At 72.4% G+C, this 15,951-nt stretch carries 18 protein-coding genes; 10 read left to right on the forward strand and 8 right to left on the reverse strand.

What is annotated here, in order from left to right; all coding sequences use genetic code 11:
- Positions 1-200: 200 nt before the first annotated feature.
- Both OG439_RS22060 and OG439_RS22065 read left to right on the forward strand, forming a co-directional pair.
- Positions 201-1,607 carry a S28 family serine protease gene (locus OG439_RS22060; RefSeq protein ID WP_326951228.1) on the forward strand — a complete coding sequence of 469 codons (1,407 nt, stop codon included), beginning with the start codon at positions 201-203 and terminating at the stop codon, positions 1,605-1,607.
- Positions 1,608-1,673: 66 nt separating this feature from the next.
- Positions 1,674-2,063, forward strand: a complete 390-nt coding sequence (locus tag OG439_RS22065; protein WP_326951229.1) for a VOC family protein — start codon at positions 1,674-1,676, stop codon at positions 2,061-2,063.
- Positions 2,064-2,065: 2 nt separating this feature from the next.
- Here OG439_RS22065 and OG439_RS22070 read toward each other — a convergent pair whose 3' ends face one another.
- The 6 genes from OG439_RS22070 to OG439_RS22095 all read right to left on the reverse strand — a co-directional run bounded on the left by OG439_RS22070 (position 2,066) and on the right by OG439_RS22095 (position 7,554).
- Positions 2,066-2,413 carry an MmcQ/YjbR family DNA-binding protein gene (locus OG439_RS22070; RefSeq protein ID WP_326951230.1) on the reverse strand — a complete coding sequence of 116 codons (348 nt, stop codon included), beginning with the start codon at positions 2,411-2,413 and terminating at the stop codon, positions 2,066-2,068.
- Positions 2,410-2,808 (reverse strand): type II toxin-antitoxin system VapC family toxin, encoded by a 399-nt coding sequence (locus tag OG439_RS22075; RefSeq protein ID WP_326951231.1) that lies wholly within the window; start codon positions 2,806-2,808, stop codon positions 2,410-2,412. Before OG439_RS22075 ends, OG439_RS22070 begins: the two co-directional genes overlap by 4 nt.
- On the reverse strand, positions 2,805-3,077 hold the full coding sequence (locus OG439_RS22080) for a type II toxin-antitoxin system VapB family antitoxin (RefSeq protein WP_326951232.1): 273 nt from the start codon (positions 3,075-3,077) through the stop codon (positions 2,805-2,807). Before OG439_RS22080 ends, OG439_RS22075 begins: the two co-directional genes overlap by 4 nt.
- A 91-nt stretch (positions 3,078-3,168) precedes the next feature.
- Complete coding sequence (gene uvrB / locus OG439_RS22085; protein WP_326951233.1) at positions 3,169-5,325, reverse strand: excinuclease ABC subunit UvrB; 2,157 nt, start codon at positions 5,323-5,325, stop codon at positions 3,169-3,171.
- A gap of 46 nt (positions 5,326-5,371) precedes the next feature.
- Entirely contained in the window at positions 5,372-5,983 is a 612-nt protein-coding gene (locus OG439_RS22090) for a carboxymuconolactone decarboxylase family protein (RefSeq protein ID WP_326951234.1), read from the reverse strand.
- Positions 5,984-5,994: 11 nt separating this feature from the next.
- A complete protein-coding gene (locus OG439_RS22095) occupies positions 5,995-7,554 on the reverse strand; it encodes a DUF5685 family protein (RefSeq protein ID WP_326951235.1) in 1,560 nt (519 codons plus the stop codon).
- A gap of 117 nt (positions 7,555-7,671) precedes the next feature.
- Here OG439_RS22095 and OG439_RS22100 point away from each other — a divergent pair, with 117 nt between their 5' ends.
- From OG439_RS22100 to OG439_RS22125, 6 genes are all read left to right on the forward strand, one after another.
- Entirely contained in the window at positions 7,672-8,190 is a 519-nt protein-coding gene (locus tag OG439_RS22100) for a DUF402 domain-containing protein (protein WP_326951236.1), read from the forward strand.
- A gap of 139 nt (positions 8,191-8,329) precedes the next feature.
- Positions 8,330-9,235 carry an ABC transporter ATP-binding protein gene (locus OG439_RS22105; RefSeq protein ID WP_326951237.1) on the forward strand — a complete coding sequence of 302 codons (906 nt, stop codon included), beginning with the start codon at positions 8,330-8,332 and terminating at the stop codon, positions 9,233-9,235.
- Between the two features lie 10 nt (positions 9,236-9,245).
- Positions 9,246-9,989, forward strand: coding sequence for an ABC transporter permease (locus tag OG439_RS22110; protein WP_326951238.1), 744 nt, complete (start codon positions 9,246-9,248; stop codon positions 9,987-9,989).
- Positions 9,980-11,485: a glycosyltransferase family 39 protein gene (locus tag OG439_RS22115; protein ID WP_326951239.1), complete on the forward strand. Its 1,506-nt coding sequence runs from the start codon at positions 9,980-9,982 to the stop codon at positions 11,483-11,485. The genes OG439_RS22110 and OG439_RS22115 overlap by 10 nt, the downstream gene beginning before the upstream one ends.
- Before the next feature lie 114 nt (positions 11,486-11,599).
- Positions 11,600-12,874, forward strand: a complete 1,275-nt coding sequence (locus OG439_RS22120) for a sensor histidine kinase (protein ID WP_326951240.1) — start codon at positions 11,600-11,602, stop codon at positions 12,872-12,874.
- Positions 12,871-13,512, forward strand: a complete 642-nt coding sequence (locus OG439_RS22125; RefSeq protein ID WP_247054180.1) for a response regulator — start codon at positions 12,871-12,873, stop codon at positions 13,510-13,512. Before OG439_RS22120 ends, OG439_RS22125 begins: the two co-directional genes overlap by 4 nt.
- Here OG439_RS22125 and coaE read toward each other — a convergent pair.
- Positions 13,509-14,693, reverse strand: a complete 1,185-nt coding sequence (gene coaE / locus OG439_RS22130) for a dephospho-CoA kinase (RefSeq protein ID WP_326951241.1) — start codon at positions 14,691-14,693, stop codon at positions 13,509-13,511. The two genes, OG439_RS22125 and coaE, sit on opposite strands and share 4 nt — an antisense overlap.
- Positions 14,694-14,852: 159 nt before the next feature.
- Between coaE and OG439_RS22135 the strand changes: the two genes are divergently transcribed.
- Both OG439_RS22135 and OG439_RS22140 read left to right on the forward strand, forming a co-directional pair.
- Positions 14,853-15,098 (forward strand): hypothetical protein, encoded by a 246-nt coding sequence (locus tag OG439_RS22135; protein WP_326951242.1) that lies wholly within the window; start codon positions 14,853-14,855, stop codon positions 15,096-15,098.
- 144 nt (positions 15,099-15,242) lie between these two features.
- The gene (locus tag OG439_RS22140) at positions 15,243-15,491 is read left to right on the forward strand and encodes a hypothetical protein (protein WP_247054187.1); all 249 of its coding nucleotides are present in this window, start codon (positions 15,243-15,245) and stop codon (positions 15,489-15,491) included.
- A gap of 9 nt (positions 15,492-15,500) precedes the next feature.
- Here OG439_RS22140 and OG439_RS22145 read toward each other — a convergent pair whose 3' ends face one another.
- The gene (locus tag OG439_RS22145; RefSeq protein WP_326951243.1) at positions 15,501-15,947 is read right to left on the reverse strand and encodes an OsmC family protein; all 447 of its coding nucleotides are present in this window, start codon (positions 15,945-15,947) and stop codon (positions 15,501-15,503) included.
- Between the last annotated feature and the right edge of the window lie 4 nt (positions 15,948-15,951).

Here is a 15,951-nt window from a genome sequence, read left to right on the forward strand (position 1 = left end):
CCGGACGGTAACGTGGCGCCGATCACCCGGACAACTTGCACAATGCGCGCGACTGCGCAGCGGCGAGGACGCCACCCGGGAGCCGCGGTACCCGCCGAAAGTCGGTTTCCGGCGAAGGGTGCGCCCAGTCAGCCGATTGCCCACCCCGGCCGGTTCTGTGAGGGTCCCACGCAGTGGTCCGAAGCCGGGGAAGGTGCTTCATGCGCAGACTGTTCACCGCCTGTTCGGCGGCCGTGCTGGCACTGGCCGCGCTGACGGGCCTCGCGCCGTCGGCCGGCGCGGCGACCGACATCGAAGCGGCCCTGCGGGGGATCCCCGGCCTGACGATCGTCAAGGAGGACCCGGCGCCGGCGGGGTTCCGGTTCTTCGAGCTGACCTTCACCCAGCCCGCCGACCACCGCCACCCCGGCGCGGGCACGTTCCAGCAGCGGTTCACCTTGCTGCACCGCGACTTCGCCGCCCCGACGGTCACCTTCACCAGCGGCTACAACGTCAGCACCGCGCCGAACCGGTCGGAGCCGACGCAGATCGTCAACGGCAACCAGCTTTCGATGGAGTACCGCTACTTCACGCCGTCACGGCCGCAGCCGGAGAACTGGGCGCAGCAGCTGACGATCTGGCAGGCCGCCGCCGACGAGCACAGCGCCGTCCAGGCGTTCAAGGCGATCTACCCGGGCAAGTGGCTGGCCACCGGCGGCAGCAAGGGCGGCATGACCGCGACGTACTTCCGGCGCTTCTTCCCCGACGACGTCGACGGCACGGTCCCCTACGTCGCGCCCAACGACGTCATCGACCCGATCGACGTCTACAACAAGTTCCTCTCGCGCGTCGGCAACGATCCCGGCTGCCGCGACGCGCTCAAGGCCATCCAGCGCGACGCGCTGAAGCGGCGTGACGAGCTCGGCGCGATCGCCGCGGTGGACGCGGCGAAGCGGGGGCTGACGTTCTCGATCGTCGGCTCGGCCGACAAGTCCCTCGAGATCTCGGTGATCGACTCGTACTTCGCGTTCTGGCAGTACCAGACGCAGGCGGACTGCGCGACGGTGCCGAAGCCCGGCGCGCCCGCGGCCGACGTCTACGCCTGGTACGAGCGGGTGGAGAGCCTCAACACCTACTCCGACCAGGACCTCTCGCCCTACATCCCGTACTACTACCAGGCCGCGGTCCAGCTCGGCGCGCCCGAGGCGTACGACAGCTACCTGCGCGACCTGCTGCGCTACCCGGGCGCCGACCAGCCGAAGACGTTCGTGCCGAGCTCGGTCCGCCTGCCCCGGTTCGACTACCTGGCCATGCCGGACGTCGACTTCTGGGTGAAGTCGCGCGGCACGCGGCTGCTGTTCGTCTACGGCTCGAACGACCCGTGGGGCGCCGAGCCGTTCGAGCTCGGCTTCGGCAGCCGGGACTCGTACCGCTACTACGTCCCGGGCGGCAACCACGGCTCGAGGATCGCCCAGCTGCCCGCCGCCGACGCCGCCGCGGCGACCGCGACGGTCCGGCGCTGGGCCGGGCTGCCCCCGGCCGCGTCCGCGCAGAGCGCCCGGAGCGCGCCGGCCGGCTTCCCGGAGTTCGACGCCGATCTCACCCTGTCGGGGCACCCACGGCTCTGACCTCCCGAAACCGGGCCGGCAGGCGTAGTCTCCCGTCACCTGCCGACCCGGCCTGAGGAGGCGAGCATGCCTCGTCCGATCCACTTCGAGATCCACGCGGCCGATCCCGAGCGCGCGGTGGCGTTCTACACCGCGGTGTTCGGCTGGAAGTTCGAACGCTGGGGCGAGGTCCCGTACTGGATGATCTCCACCGGCGACGGCGAGGGCATCGACGGCGGCCTGGTGCCGCGGCAGGGTCCGGCACCCGCGGATTCGGGGCCGGTACACGGTTTCGTCAACACGATCGACGTCGCCGACGTCGACGACACCCTCGGCGAAGTGGCGCGAGCGGGCGGGACGCTGGCGCTCGCGAAGCAGCCCGTCCCGGGTGTCGGGTGGCTGGCGTACTGCAAGGACACCGAGGGCAACATCTTCGGGATGCTGCAGGCGGACGAGAACGCGCCGGTGCCGGACTGAGTTCAGGGCCGCTTGGCTCGGGGCAGTTTCTTCACGATGGCCTCGTAGGAGGCGTCGAGGAGTTCTTCCAGCTCGGCGTCGGACACCCCGGCACCGAGCCGGACGCGGTTCCAGCCGTACCGGCCGAGGTAGTCCATCACGGTCACGGCCTCGGGGTGGCGCTCACGCAGTTCGGCCGCTTCTTCCCGGGTGGCCCCGCACTTGACGGCGACACTGCCGGGCTCTTCCTGGCCGATGAAGGCGAACCCCTTGCCGCCGACCTTCGCGACGAGCACGTGGTCACCGAACGGATAGGTCTCCTCGGCGCCCGGCAACCCCAGGCAGTACGCGACCACGGCTTCGATGTTCACGACCCGAGCTTCACCAGCTCGAGATCGGTCTGCGGGAAGTCGTCGCCGATGCACAGCAACGGTTCCCGGGCGACCTTGGCGGTGGCATAGCTGTAGCAGTCGCCCATGTTCAGCTTGGCCGGGTGGTGTCCCTTCCCGTACTGCTTGAACGCTTCGATCGCCACCTCCGCGTGTTCATCGGTGAAAGGTGCGGTCGCGATGTGGTTGTCCTGGAGGAACCTGGCGAGCACCAGCTGGCCCCGCGCGCCGAGCCTCGTGGTGAGCACGATGCCGACCTCGACGAGAGTCGGCGCGCCGATCCTGGCCGAGTCCGCCTCCGCGAGGCGCTCCTCGAGTCGTTCGTGGTCCGGTTCCCGGCGCAGGATCGCCACAATGGCCGAGCTGTCGATGATCACACGCCACCCGGCCCGAACCCGAGAATCTCTTCCCACTCGTCCTTCGGGATCGGCTTCCCGAGCTCCTCAGGCGGGATCAACGGCCAGATCTCCTCTTCCAGTACTCGCCGCATCCGCTTCAGCCGCAGTTCGGTGTTGTCCCGCGCCATGAGCTGGTCACGGCGCAGGCGCAGGGCTTCGCGGACGGCACCGGTCTTGGTGTCACCCGTCAGTGCGGCGACCTCGGCGGCCAAGCGCTCGGCCTCCGGGTCCTTGATGTTCATCGCCATGGTGGAAGCGTACCAACCGGGGTGTAATGCTCGATCGGGCGAGCACTGTTCGGCCCGGGCGACAACCGCCACCCGCTGGTGTCGTGTCCGGCTACTTGATGCCGGCGGCGTCCATTCCGCGCAGCTCCTTCTTCAGGTCCTGGACCTCGTCGCGCAGGCGGGCCGCCAGCTCGAACTGCAGGTCACGGGCCGCCTGCATCATCTGGTCGGTCATCTGCTGGATCAGGTCCGCGAGCTGGGCCCGCGGCATCGCCGAGACGTCCTTGTCCACCAGCATCCCGGAGCTGCGCACCCGGTCGCCCTGTTCCGGCTTCTTGCCGCGCGAGGAGTTGCGGCCCGAGCCGCCGACCGAGACCTGCTCGGTGTCCTCCGCCTCGCTGTAGACCCGGTCGAGGATGTCGGCGATCTTCTTCCGCAGCGGCTGCGGGTCGACCCCGCGCTCCACGTTGTAGGCGACCTGCTTCTCACGGCGGCGGTCGGTCTCGTCGATCGCGTGCCGCATGGAGTCGGTGATCTTGTCGGCGTACATGTGCACTTCGCCCGACACGTTGCGCGCCGCGCGGCCGATCGTCTGGATCAGCGACGTCCCGCTGCGCAGGAAGCCTTCCTTGTCCGCGTCGAGGATCGCCACCAGCGACACCTCCGGCAGGTCGAGGCCCTCGCGCAGCAGGTTGATGCCGACCAGCACGTCGAAGTCGCCCGCCCGCAGCTGCCGCAGCAGCTCCACCCGGCGCAGCGTGTCCACCTCGGAGTGCAGGTACCGCACCCGGATGCCCAGCTCCAGCAGGTAGTCCGTGAGGTCCTCGGACATCTTCTTCGTCAGCGTGGTGACCAGGACGCGCTCGTCCTTCTCCGCGCGCTCCCGGATCTCGTGCACCAGGTCGTCGATCTGGCCCTCGGTGGGCTTCACGACCACCTTCGGGTCGACCAGGCCGGTCGGCCGGATCACCTGCTCGACGAACTCGCCGCCCGCCTGGCCCATCTCGAACGGCCCCGGCGTCGCCGACAGGTACACCGTCTGCCCGATCCGGTCGGAGAACTCCTCCCAGGTCAGCGGCCGGTTGTCGACGGCGCTCGGCAGCCGGAAGCCGTATTCGACCAGGTTGCGCTTGCGGGACATGTCGCCCTCGTACATCCCGCCGATCTGCGGGACGGTCTGGTGCGACTCATCGATGACCAGCAGGAAGTCTTCCGGGAAGTAGTCGATCAGCGTCGCCGGCGCGGTGCCCGCGCCGCGGCCGTCGATGTGCCGCGAGTAGTTCTCGATGCCGGAGCAGAAACCGACCTGCCGCATCATCTCGATGTCGTAGGACGTGCGCATCCGCAGCCGCTGCGCTTCCAGCAGCTTGCCCTGCTTCTCCAGCTCCGCCAGGCGATCCTCGAGCTCCTGCTCGATGCTCTTGATCGCCTTCTCCATGCGTTCCGGGCCCGCGACGTAGTGCGTCGCCGGGAAGATCCGGACCTCGTCGACCTCCTTGACGATGTCGCCGGTCAGCGGGTGCAGGTAGTACAGCTTCTCGATCTCGTCGCCGAAGAACTCGACGCGGATCGCGAGCTCCTCGTACGCCGGGATGATCTCGACCGTGTCGCCGCGCGCGCGGAACGTGCCGCGCGCGAACGCGATGTCGTTGCGCGTGTACTGCACGTCGACCAGCGCGCGCAGGAAGACGTCCCGGTCGAGCCGCTCGCCGATCTTCAGCTTCGAGGACCGGTCGAGGTAGGACTGCGGCGTGCCCAGGCCGTAGATGCAGGACACACTCGCGACCACGATGACGTCACGCCGGGACAGCAGGTTCATCGTCGCCGAGTGCCGCAGCCGCTCGACGTCGTCGTTGATCGACGAGTCCTTCTCGATGTAGGTGTCCGTCTGCGCGATGTACGCCTCGGGCTGGTAGTAGTCGTAGTAGCTGACGAAGTACTCGACCGCGTTGTGCGGGAACAGCTCGCGCAGCTCGTTCGCCAGCTGCGCGGCGAGGGTCTTGTTCGGCGCCATCACCAGTGCCGGCCGTTGCACGCGCTCGATCAGCCAAGCTGTCGTCGCCGACTTGCCGGTACCGGTGGCGCCCAGGAGCACGACGTCCTTCTCGCCGGCGTTGACGCGCCGTTCGAGTTCGTCGATGGCCGCCGGCTGGTCACCGGCGGGCTGGTAGTCGCTGACGACCTCGAACCGGCCGCCTTCCCGGGGGATCTCCGAGACGGGCCGGAAGTCGGACTGCGCCAGCACGGGGTGTTCGGTTGCGAAAGCCACGTCGACCAGAGTAAGCCTCGGCACCGACAATTTCCGTCGGCCCTGGTCAGCGGGGTCGGAACACCGTCGCGAAGGCCACTTCACCGCCGGCCACCACGCAGTGCACGACAGCGCCCGGCGCGGGCCCGGGGCCGAAGCACGAGACCAGCACCCGGTCGGGCCCGGTCGCCTGGACCTCGGTGCGCGGGAACTCCGCGAGCACCTCGGCGACCTCGGCGCCCGGCGCTTCCAGGTACCCCAGGACGACCTCGCGGGCCGACGCCGGTGGCGGGATCGGCAGGCCGTGGCCTTCGAAGAGCCGGTTCAGCTGGTCGGCCGCGGAAACCGCGCGGGGGAAGCCGGCGAACGCGGCCGTCTGGACCACGATCTCGCCCACCTCGGCCGGCGACAGCCCGGACGCCAGGCCGGTGCGGAGGTGCACGCTCAGCGGCGGCCCGACCATCCCCGCCGCGACGATCGCGGCGAGGGTGGCGGCTTCGCGCGTGCGGGCGTCGAGGGCCGGGCGCTCGTGGAGGTGACCGTAGACCGTGCCGACGGCCAGCTCACCAAGCGCCGGGACGGTGGCGAAGAGGGCGTCGAGCCGGGCTTCGCCGCCTTCGACCAGCCCCGCGAAGGTGGCGCGGCCGCGGTCGTGCAGCTGGTCCATCGGCTCGGTCATCACGGTTCCCCTCAGCAGTTGCAGTCACAACAGGAACAGCAGTCGCAGCAGTCACAATCGCAGTCGCAGCCGCCGGTCGCCGACGGTTTCCCGCTCCACGGCCCGGGATAGGGATCCCGGCAGCAGAACTGGCAGGTACAGCACATGTAGGAGGCTACGGCGCAGCCGAAGAAGAAGTTGCGCTTCTTCGGGGGCACGACGAACTTCGGGACCCAGAGGCCACCGCCCTTGCCGTCGAGGGGCTCGGGTTCCGGGCCGTCGGGCCCATCCGGCCCGCCGGGGCCGCCAGGTCCACCCGGGCCGCCGGGGCCTCCCGGACCACCGGGTCCGCCCGGGCCGTTGGGTCCGCCGGGACCTCCCGGACCGCCTGGGCCTCCGGGTCCGCCCGGACCCCAGGGACCGCCGGGTCCGGCAGGACCACCTGGGCCGCCGGGGTTTCCGGACCAACCCGGGCCACCCGGGTTTCCCGGCCGGCCGGGACCGCTCGGACCGCCGCCCCACTGCGGGCCTCCAGGCGGCGGCGGCTGCCCCGGCGGCTGGTGCGGATGCTGCTGAGGACGCGGCCCCGGCCCGATCCACCCCGGCGGCGGTTGCTGCCCGGCGGCACCGCCCGGCCGGAGGTCGTGGCCGTCGGTGAGCAGTAGGCCCCGCCCACCGGGACCGGACGAATCTCCACCGTCCGCGGGCTGCCGGAAGCCGCGGTCGTGGTCGTGCGCCGAGCCGTGGCCGAAGGCGCGGCGGACCGCTTGCCTCAGCTCGTGCACCAGCAGTGCGTGCACCAGCGCCGGTTGGGCGAACTCCGCCTCCCGCAGCGCCAGCTCCACCCCCAGCACCGCGTCGTCGCACAGCCGGCGGGCCTCCACGAGGTCCGTTCCCGTGGCCGGCAACGGGTTCCACGCGCCTGCCGCCGCGTCCGCCGCCTGGTCCTCGACCGCGTCCAGCAGGTGTGCCGCGCGGCCGAACAGGCGGCCCGCCTCGGCCAGGGGCGCCACGTTGCCCGGCCGTCCGGCCAGCTCCGCCGTGCGGGCGAACGCCGCCGACGTGGCCAGTTCCGCGGGCTCGGTCGCCAGCAGCGCCGAGTCGCCCGGGCGCATCGCCCGCTCCAGCTCGCCCTGGCGGTCGACGGCCTCGGTCAGCACCGTCGTGTCGAACCCGACGCGGCCGCCCGTGCGGCTGCCCTGCTTCGCCCAGCGAGACGCGACGCGGCGGGCGGCCGCCGCCACCGGGCGCCTGCCGAACGCGCCGTCGCGGTCCTCGACGTGGTCGCCGACCTTCGCCGCGGCCAGCACCAGCGACACCGCCGCGGCCAGCTGGGCGCCTTCGCCGCGGGCCACCGACGCCGAGCGCATGCCGCGCAGCGGGCACGGACCCGCGTCGCGCCGCCCGTCCGCGCGCGGCGTCTGGGCCTCGACGAGGACCGAGATGAGCAGCCCGTCGTAGTTGGTGACGACGCGCGCGAGCTGGCCGTGCTCGTCGCGCAGCGTGAGGCAGAGCCCGCACAGGTGCGCGACCCAGTCGGCGTGCAACGAACCGGACAGCCGGTGCCGGCACGGCCTGATGATCCCGAACATCCCCAGTCCCCTCGGTTCCCCCGGTCGTCGGCGCACCTTAGCCCGAACGTGTGGCTCGCACCGCCGCCGTTCGCGATTCGTGACCGGGTTCCGCTCGGTTGCGGGCAGGATGGGGCCATGACGGGACTGCACCCGCCCAAGGTCGAAATCTTCGACCCGGCCGCGCGCACGAACATCGACCCGAAGGGCATCAGCCGGGAGGTCGAGGAGTTCCGCGAGGAACCGTTCGGCCTGTACCTCGCCCGCCCGGCGCCGGGCCGTGCCCAGTTCCACTACCTCGAGTCGTGGCTGCTGCCGGAGCTCGGCCTGCGCGTCACCGACTTCTGGTTCTCCCCCGGCCACGAACGCGACCAGGACTTCTACCTGGACGTCGTCCGCGTGAACCGCGACGGCCCCCGCTGGATCGCCACCGACCTCTACGTCGACATCGTGCTGAAGGACAAGCTCTCCCTGCGCACCATCGACACCGACGAGCTGCTGGAAGCCCGCACCGCGGGCCTCGTCACGGCCGACGAGGCCGAGGCCGCGCTGGAGACCACCTACGCGGCGATCGAGGGGCTGGCCTCGCACGGCTACGACCTGGCCGCCTGGCTCGCCACGAAGGACGTCACGCTGACCTGGCGGCGGCACCCCTAAGGGCCACCGGGTCCACCATCCGGTGGATGCCGGGTCCTCCGGTGGAGGACCCGATCCCGGCCGTCCCGACGATTCGCCGGCCCCCGCCGCCGCGGGACGCTCGATCCGTTCGCACAACGGATCGAGAGGGGACGGCGGCATGCCGGTCATCCAGGTCGAGCACCTCCACAAGCGGTACGGCGAGAAGGTCGCGGTCGACGACGTCTCGTTCGACGTCGAGCGCGGCGAGATCTTCGGCATCCTGGGCCCGAACGGCGCGGGCAAGACCACGACCGTCGAGTGCCTGGAAGGGCTGCGGGTGCCCGACAGCGGCACGCTGTCGGTGCTCGGGCTCGACCCGCACCGCGACCGCGCCGAGCTGCGCCAGCGCGTCGGCGTCCAGCTCCAGGAGAGCCGCTTGCAGGACAAGCTGCGGGTCGGCGAGCTGCTCGACCTCTACGCCGGCTTCTACCGCGAACCCGCGGACCAGGGCCGGCTGCTCGCCACGCTCGGCCTGACCGAGCAGCGGACCACCGCGTACAAGAAGCTTTCCGGCGGCCAGCAGCAACGGCTGTCCATCGCGCTCGCGCTGATCGGCAGCCCGGAGGTCGCGGTGCTCGACGAGCTGACCACCGGCCTCGACCCGCAGGCCCGCCGCGACACGTGGGACCTGATCGAGACCGTGCGCGACCAGGGCGTGACGATCCTGCTGGTCACGCACTTCATGGCCGAGGCCGAGCGGCTCTGCGACCGGATCGCGGTGATCGACGCCGGACGCGTCGTCGCGCTCGACACGCCGGCCGGGCTGGTCGCCGGGGTGGACGACGAGCAGGTCGTCCGGTTCCGGCCGTCGGGCCCCGTCGACGCGGCCGCGTTCGAGGCCCTGCCCGAGGTCCGCCGCGTCGAACGGCACGGCGGCCAGGTCGTGGTCACCGGCCGGGGCAATGTGCTGCACGCCGTGACGTCGCTGCTCGCCCGGCTCGGCGTGATCGCCGGGGACCTGCGCGTCGAGCAGGCCGGTCTCGACGACGCCTTCGTCGCGCTGACCGGCCACAAGCCGGAATGAGGGGGAAACCATGAGTGTCCTGACCAAGCTGACCACCGCCGAGGCGAAGGTGTTCCTGCGCGACCCGGGCGCTCCGGCCGTCGTCGTCGGCATCCCGCTCGCGCTGCTGCTGGTGTTCGGGCTGATGCCCGGCGCGAACGCCCCGGACCCGAAGTACGGCGGGCACAGCGCGCTGGCCACGGTGATCGCGCCGATGGCCGTGACGATCCTGATCGCCATGCTGGCGTTGACGCAGTTCCCGAACGCGCTGGGCACCTACCGGGAAAAGGGCCTGCTGAAACGGCTTTCCGCCAGCCCGGTGCCGCCGAGCCGGCTGCTCGCCGCGCAGCTGCTGGTGAACCTGGCCGCGGTGGTCGTGGTGGTCGTGCTCATCGTGGGGGTGGGCACGCTCGCGCTCGGCATCGCGCTGCCGGGCAACCCGGCCGGGTTCCTGCTCTCGCTCGTGCTCGGCGCGCCGGCGCTGTTCTCGGTCGGGCTGCTGGTGGCGGCGCTCGCGCCCACCGGCCGCGCGGCCAGCGGCATCGGCTCGGCCTTGTTCTTCCCGATGCTGGCGCTCGGCGGGGTGTGGGTGCCGAAGGAGCAGCTGCCGCCGTTCCCGCAGCACGTCGCCGACGTCCTGCCGCTCGGCGCGACGCTCAACGCGCTGCGCGCCACCTGGGCCGGCGACGCGCCGGAGCTGCTGCAGCTCGGGGCGATGGCGGCCTTCGCCGTCGTCTGCACGGCGATCGCGACGCGGGTGTTCCGATGGGTGTGACGACCGCGCCCGCACCGGCCCGGAGCCGGCCCGTCGCCCCGATCGCGCGTGTCCCGCTGGCCGTCGTCACCGCGATGCTGGCCGTCCCGCTTGCGCTGACCGCGAACCGCTACGGCTACTTCGGCGACGAGCTCTACTTCCTCGCCGCGGGCCGGCACCTGGCCTGGGGCTACGTCGACCAGCCGCCGCTGCTGCCGCTGCTCGCCCGGACGATGGACGCGCTCGGCCACACGCCGTTCGTGCTGCGGATCCCGGCGATGCTGGCGATGCTGGCCGGCGTCGTGCTGACCGCGCTGATCGCCCGCGAACTCGGCGGCGCGGCGAAGGCGCAAACGCTTGCCGCCGGTACTTTCGCGGTGTCGACGCAGTTCCTGGCGAGCGGGCACTACCTCGCGACGTCCACAGTGGACCCGTTCCTCTGGACGCTGCTGCTGTGGCTGCTGGTCCGCTGGCTGCGCACCCGCGCCGACGGCCTGCTCGTGTGGGCCGGGGTCGTGACGGCGCTCGCGCTGTACACGAAGTTCCTCATCGGCGGGTTCTGGCTCGCCGCCGGCGTGGCGATCCTGGTGTGCGGCCCGCGGGACCTGCTGCGGCGGCCCGCGTTGTGGGCCGGCGCCGCGATCGCCGTGGTGGCGCTGGTGCCGACGCTGCTCTGGCAGGCGGCGCGCGGCTGGCCGCAGCTCGGCATGGGCGCGGCGATCTCCCAGGAGGTCGCGGACACCTGGGGCGGGCGCGTGCTGTTCCTGCCGGAGGTGCTGCTCGTCGCCGGCCTCCCGGTCGGCGCGGTGCTGCTCTGCTACGGCCTGTGGCGGCTCCTGCGCAGCCGCGAACTCCGGTTCCTCGGCTGGACGGCGGTCGCGCTGACCGTGGTGTTCCTGGCCGTGAACGGCCGGAACTACTACGTCGCCGGGATGTTCCCGGTGTGCTGGGCGATGGCCGCGGTCGCGCTCGAACGCCGGGAGCCGTCACGCCGGTGGCGGTGGCTGGCGACGTGGCCGTGTTACGTCGTGGCGGCGCTGCTCGCCGTGCCCGGCGCGCTGCCGGTCTGGCCGCGGGCCTGGCTGACCGAGCACCCGGCGCTGCCGGCGCCGGTGTTCGCGTTCGCGGAGATCGGCTGGCCCGAAGGCGCCCGGTCGGTCGCGACGACGTTCGCCGCGCTGCCCGGCAAGGCGCACACCGCGGTGGTGACCGAGTCGTACTGGGAGGCGAGCGCGCTCGACCGCTACGGCCGTGACCTCGGGCTGCCGGAACCGGCCAGCGGCAACCGCGGGTACGCGACCCTGGTCGTGCCGGCCGGCGACGCGACCGACGTCCTGTACGTCGGGGCCGACCCGCGGCCGTTGCTCGGGCACTTCGCCGGCCTCCGGCCGCTCGGCGAGGTGGACACCGGCGACGCGAAGCCGAGCTACTTCGCCGGGCAGCCGATGTGGCTGGCCACCGGCCGCACCGAGCCGTGGCCCACGCTGTGGCCGAAGCTGACGAACACGCACACGTGAAGCCCGTAGGGTGCGGCGCAAGCCCGGCCCGGCGAACGACAGGAGCGTGATGAACGCCGTGACCACCGCGCGGCTGCTCAGCGGCCGGGCCGCGATCGGGCCGGGGTTCCGGGCGTGAGCGCCGGGTTCGACTGGAACCGGCCGCTGTGGCCGCCGCTCACCGCGCAGGAACCGACCGGCTGGCAACCGTGGCTGAGCCGGGTCGAGCGGTACGTCCCCGGCGTCCTGCTCGCGATCGCGACCGCGAGCAGCCTCGGCGTCGGCGGCCACGACGGCCGCTGGTGGGCGAGCACCGGCGTCCTGGTCGCCGCGACCGCGCTCTGGGTGCTCGGCACGGTGCTGCTCGCGCCGGCGCGGCTGCGCGAGCACCCGGTGTTCGCCCTGGTCACCTTCCTCGGCGTGATCGGGTTCGGCAGTGTGCTGGAGGCCCGGGACGTCACGTTCCTCATCTTCATGATCTACGCGTTCCTCGCCGCGATGCAGGTGCGGCCCACCTGGCTCGCCTTCCTCGCGCTGGCGGCGACGTCGCTGCTGATCAACACCCTCGGCAACGGCGGGCCGCTCCACGCCCTGGCCGACAGACCGGGCCTCTGGATCACGATCACCATCGTGCAGACCGTCGCGATCGGGGGCGGCGGGCTGCTGTCGACGGCCGTCGCCCGGCAGAACGAGCAGCGCCGCCGCACCCTGGACGAGCTGGCCGCCGCGCACGCCGAGAACGAAGGCCTGCAACGGCAGCTGCTCAGCCAGGCCCGGGAAGCCGGGATGCTCGACGAACGACAGCGGCTCGCCCAGGAGATCCACGACACCCTGGCGCAGGGTTTCACCGGCATCATCACGCAGCTGGAAGCCGCCGCGCTCGCCAAGGAGCAGCCGGCGGAGTGGCAGCGGCACCTGGACTCGGCGACCGCGCTCGCCCGCGAGAACCTCACGGCCGCGCGGCGCTCGGTGCGCGCGTTGCACCCCGAACCCCTCGACGGCGCAACGCTTCCCGACGCGCTGGCCGACGTCACGGCGCGGTGGAGCGAGCGGACCGGCGTGCCCGCGACGTGCACCACCACCGGCGACCCGCGGCGGCTGCACCCGGAGATCGAGGCGACGATCCTGCGGATCACCCAGGAAGCCCTGTCCAATGTGGACAAGCACGCGGCGGCGGGCCGGGTCGGTCTCACCCTGTCGTACATGGACGGCGAAGTGACCTTGGACGTCCGGGACGACGGCGCCGGTTTCGAGCCCGCGACCGGGGACGGCGGGTTCGGGCTGCCGGGCATGCGCCGCCGGGTGCGGCGGCTCGCCGGTACGCTTCACGTCGAGTCCGAGCCCGGCGCCGGGACCGCGATCTCCGTCGCCCTGCCCGCCGTCCCGCTGCTCCCGGAGGCTCCCGCATGACGATCACCGTGCTGATCGCCGACGACCACCCGATCGTCCGGGACGGCCTGCGCGGCATCCTGTCCGCGGAACCCGCCCACGGCGAAGAGGGTTTCGAGGTGCTCGGCGAGGCGGCCGACGGCGCCGAAGCCGTCACCCTGGCCGAGCGGCTGCGGCCCGCCGTCGTGCTGATGGACCTGCGGATGCCGGGCACCGACGGCGTCACGGCGATCAGCGAGCTCGCGCGGCTCGGGAACCCGGCGCGGATCCTGGTGCTCACGACGTACGACACCGATTCGGACGTCCTGCCGGCGATCGAGGCGGGCGCGACCGGCTACCTGCTCAAGGACGCGCCGCGCGAGGAGCTGTTCCGCGCGGTCCGGGCGGCGGCCCGCGGGCAGGCCGTGCTCTCCCCCGCCGTCGCCGGCCGGCTGATGGGCCGGATGCGCCGGCCCGCGCGGGAACCGTTGTCGCAGCGCGAGCTCGAGGTGCTGACGCTGGTCGCGCGCGGCTCGTCGAACAAGGAGACGGCGAAGAAGCTGTTCATCAGCGAGGCGACGGTCAAGACGCACCTGATCCACGTCTACGCGAAGCTCGGGGTGAAGGACCGCGCGGCCGCCGTCGCCGTCGCGTTCGAACGCGGGCTGCTCGGGTCCTAGGGCGTCCAGCCGGTCGTCTCGGCCCACTTCTGGGCCCGGACGAACGCGCCGTTGACCCAGTCCTGCTTCTCGTCGGCGTAGGCCGCGACGTTGCCGTCGGCGGCGTGCGCGTCGGCCAGCCGCAGCTTCACGTCGCGGTAGTCGTCGCGCTCGTCCGGGTGCGCGCGCACGAAGTCGCGGAACAGCAGCGCGAGCCGCCACGCGGGCGTCTCGACGGACCGGACGTGCAGGTTCACCGGCCGTTTCGGGTCGGCGCCGACGTGCAGCCGCTTCGGCCAGGTGCCCTCGCCGTCCTGGGCGTCGTCGACCCACTCCCCGGCCAGGCGCGGGAAACCGGCGTCGGCGAGCAGCTCGGCGAGCTTGTCGGCGTCGTCCAAAGTGGACACGGTCAGCTGGAGGTCGAGGACGTCCTTGGCCGGCAGGTCCGGCACGGCGGTGGAGCCGATGTGGTCGGCGCGCCGGGCCAGCTCGCCGCTCGCGGCGCGGACGCGGGCGAGCACCCGCTCGGCCTGCTGCGGCCAGGTGAGGTCGTACCCGGCGATCTTCGGCGACACCGGGGGCCGCGGCCGGCGCAGCCGGACGTTCGCCTCGAACGGCACCAGCCGGTCCGCCCACAGCGCGTCGACGTCGGCGAGCACCGCGTCCTCGGCACCGCCGTTGTCCAGCCAGACGTCGGCGACGGCGCGGCGCTGCTCGTCGCTCGCCTGCGCCCGGATCCGCGCGCGGGCGTCGGGCTCGGCCATCCCGCGCGCCGACACCAGCCGCCGGACCCGCACCTCGACGGGCGCGTCGACCACGACGACCAGGTGGTACGCCGTCGCGAGCCCGCCCTCGACCAGCAGCGGGATGTCGTGCACGACGATCGCGTCCGGCGCGGCGGCGGCCATCAGCTCACCGGTGCGGGCCCCGACCAGCGGGTGCACGATCGCGTTGAGCCGGCGGCGCGACTCGTCGTCGGCGAACGCCTTGGCGGCGAGCACCGGCCGGTCGAGCGAACCGTCGGCGGCCAGGATCTCCGGGCCGAACTCCTCGACGAGCCGGGCGAGCCCCTCGGTGCCGGGCTCGACCACCTCGCGGGCGATCTTGTCGGAGTCCACCAGCACGGCGCCGTGTTCGGCGAGCCGGTTCGCCACGGTCGACTTGCCGGCCCCGATCCCACCCGTCAACCCCACACGCAACATGCCGATCACCCTAGCCAAGCTCCCCCGGCGGCCGCCCGCGGACTTCGGCGGCGGTCTGGGCCATTCGCGTGACACGCCGCTGGCGCCCGTAACGCGGGTAATCGTTTTCCGACGCCCCCGGCAGCGGGTCTTCCGGCTCGCGTCATCGAGGGAGGGCTCATGAGGATGACGGACATCGGCAGGCCGGCGGCGGCCGTGCTGTGCGCGGGCGGGCTCGCGTTGACCGTGCCGGACGTCGCGGCCGCCACGCCGCCGGCCGGCGTCGCGGTGACGCAGTGCGTGTCCGGCGTCCGCCGGGTGCAGGTGACCTGCCGGTACACGCCGCAGCGCGCGCTCTGCGCGGTGGGCAGCACGTGGATCCCGTTCGGCACCCTGTGTGTGAAGGGCGATGTCCGGCCCGCTTAACACGAAACACACGGACGGGTGATCCGCAAGCCGATCGTGACGCGTGACTCAACCGAAATGTGGACACGCCGCGTTTCTTGCTCACCTTCATCGGTGCAGATGCGTACCGTGCGCCGCGACGAGGGTCGCCCACACGGAGGAACGATGGCGGACAGCAAGCACGTCGGGAGGCACCGGCTCGGCTCGCCGGGGCTGGTGCACTGCCTGGTTCACCACTCCGTGGCGACGGCCCTGGAGGATTACCGGCGGACGTGGCTGAGCACCCTGCTGGTCCCGGCGAAGCACAGCTTCGCCGGGCTCCGCCGCAAGGCCCGCGCGGCCGCGCTCGAACGCATCTGGGTCCCCGCCGTCGGCGTCGCCACCGTGCGGCCGGTCACGGCGCAGGCCGCCTGACGGCCCTGCTCAGCGGCCCGTTTCGCGCGTCTCGATCACGATCTCCGACGACAGCGTCCGGTGCACCGGGCACTTGTCGGCGATCAGCATGAGCTTGGCGCGCTGGTCGTCGTCGAGGTCGCCGGCCAGCTCGATCTCGCGGGTGATGCGGCTGAGCATCCCGTGCTCGGTCTCGCACTTCTCGCAGTCCTCGGCGTGGATCCGCTCGTGTCGCAACCGGATCGTCGCGGCGACCAGCGGGATGCCCTTGCGGTCGGCGTACATCCGCAGCGTGATCGCGGTGCACGACCCCAGCGACGCGAGCAGCAGCTCGTACGGGTTCGGGCCGGCGTCGGCCCCGCCGACGGACACCGGCTCGTCGACCAGCAGCGTGTGCCCCGCCGTGCTGACCTGCTGCGTGTAGGTGCCGTCGCCGGTCGCGGTGACGACGACGGTGCCGGGCTCGGGGTGCTCCATCCGG

This window comes from Amycolatopsis sp. NBC_01307, from assembly GCF_035975215.1.
In the GTDB taxonomy this organism is placed as follows: domain Bacteria; phylum Actinomycetota; class Actinomycetes; order Mycobacteriales; family Pseudonocardiaceae; genus Amycolatopsis.

Excerpts from the sequence above, each read along its gene's own strand:
- OG439_RS22060 (WP_326951228.1), top strand. The coding sequence starts at position 201 with ATGCGCAGACTGTTCACCGCCTGTTCGGCGGCCGTGCTGGCACTGGCC.
- OG439_RS22065 (WP_326951229.1), top strand. The coding sequence starts at position 1,674 with ATGCCTCGTCCGATCCACTTCGAGATCCACGCGGCCGATCCCGAGCGC.
- OG439_RS22080 (WP_326951232.1), bottom strand. The coding sequence starts at position 3,077 with ATGGCGATGAACATCAAGGACCCGGAGGCCGAGCGCTTGGCCGCCGAG.
- OG439_RS22090 (WP_326951234.1), bottom strand. The coding sequence starts at position 5,983 with ATGACCGAGCCGATGGACCAGCTGCACGACCGCGGCCGCGCCACCTTC.
- OG439_RS22095 (WP_326951235.1), bottom strand. The coding sequence starts at position 7,554 with ATGTTCGGGATCATCAGGCCGTGCCGGCACCGGCTGTCCGGTTCGTTG.
- OG439_RS22100 (WP_326951236.1), top strand. The coding sequence starts at position 7,672 with ATGACGGGACTGCACCCGCCCAAGGTCGAAATCTTCGACCCGGCCGCG.
- OG439_RS22105 (WP_326951237.1), top strand. The coding sequence starts at position 8,330 with ATGCCGGTCATCCAGGTCGAGCACCTCCACAAGCGGTACGGCGAGAAG.
- OG439_RS22110 (WP_326951238.1), top strand. The coding sequence starts at position 9,246 with ATGAGTGTCCTGACCAAGCTGACCACCGCCGAGGCGAAGGTGTTCCTG.
- OG439_RS22115 (WP_326951239.1), top strand. The coding sequence starts at position 9,980 with ATGGGTGTGACGACCGCGCCCGCACCGGCCCGGAGCCGGCCCGTCGCC.
- OG439_RS22125 (WP_247054180.1), top strand. The coding sequence starts at position 12,871 with ATGACGATCACCGTGCTGATCGCCGACGACCACCCGATCGTCCGGGAC.
- coaE (WP_326951241.1), bottom strand. The coding sequence starts at position 14,693 with ATGTTGCGTGTGGGGTTGACGGGTGGGATCGGGGCCGGCAAGTCGACC.
- OG439_RS22135 (WP_326951242.1), top strand. The coding sequence starts at position 14,853 with ATGAGGATGACGGACATCGGCAGGCCGGCGGCGGCCGTGCTGTGCGCG.
- OG439_RS22140 (WP_247054187.1), top strand. The coding sequence starts at position 15,243 with ATGGCGGACAGCAAGCACGTCGGGAGGCACCGGCTCGGCTCGCCGGGG.
- OG439_RS22145 (WP_326951243.1), bottom strand. The coding sequence starts at position 15,947 with ATGGAGCACCCCGAGCCCGGCACCGTCGTCGTCACCGCGACCGGCGAC.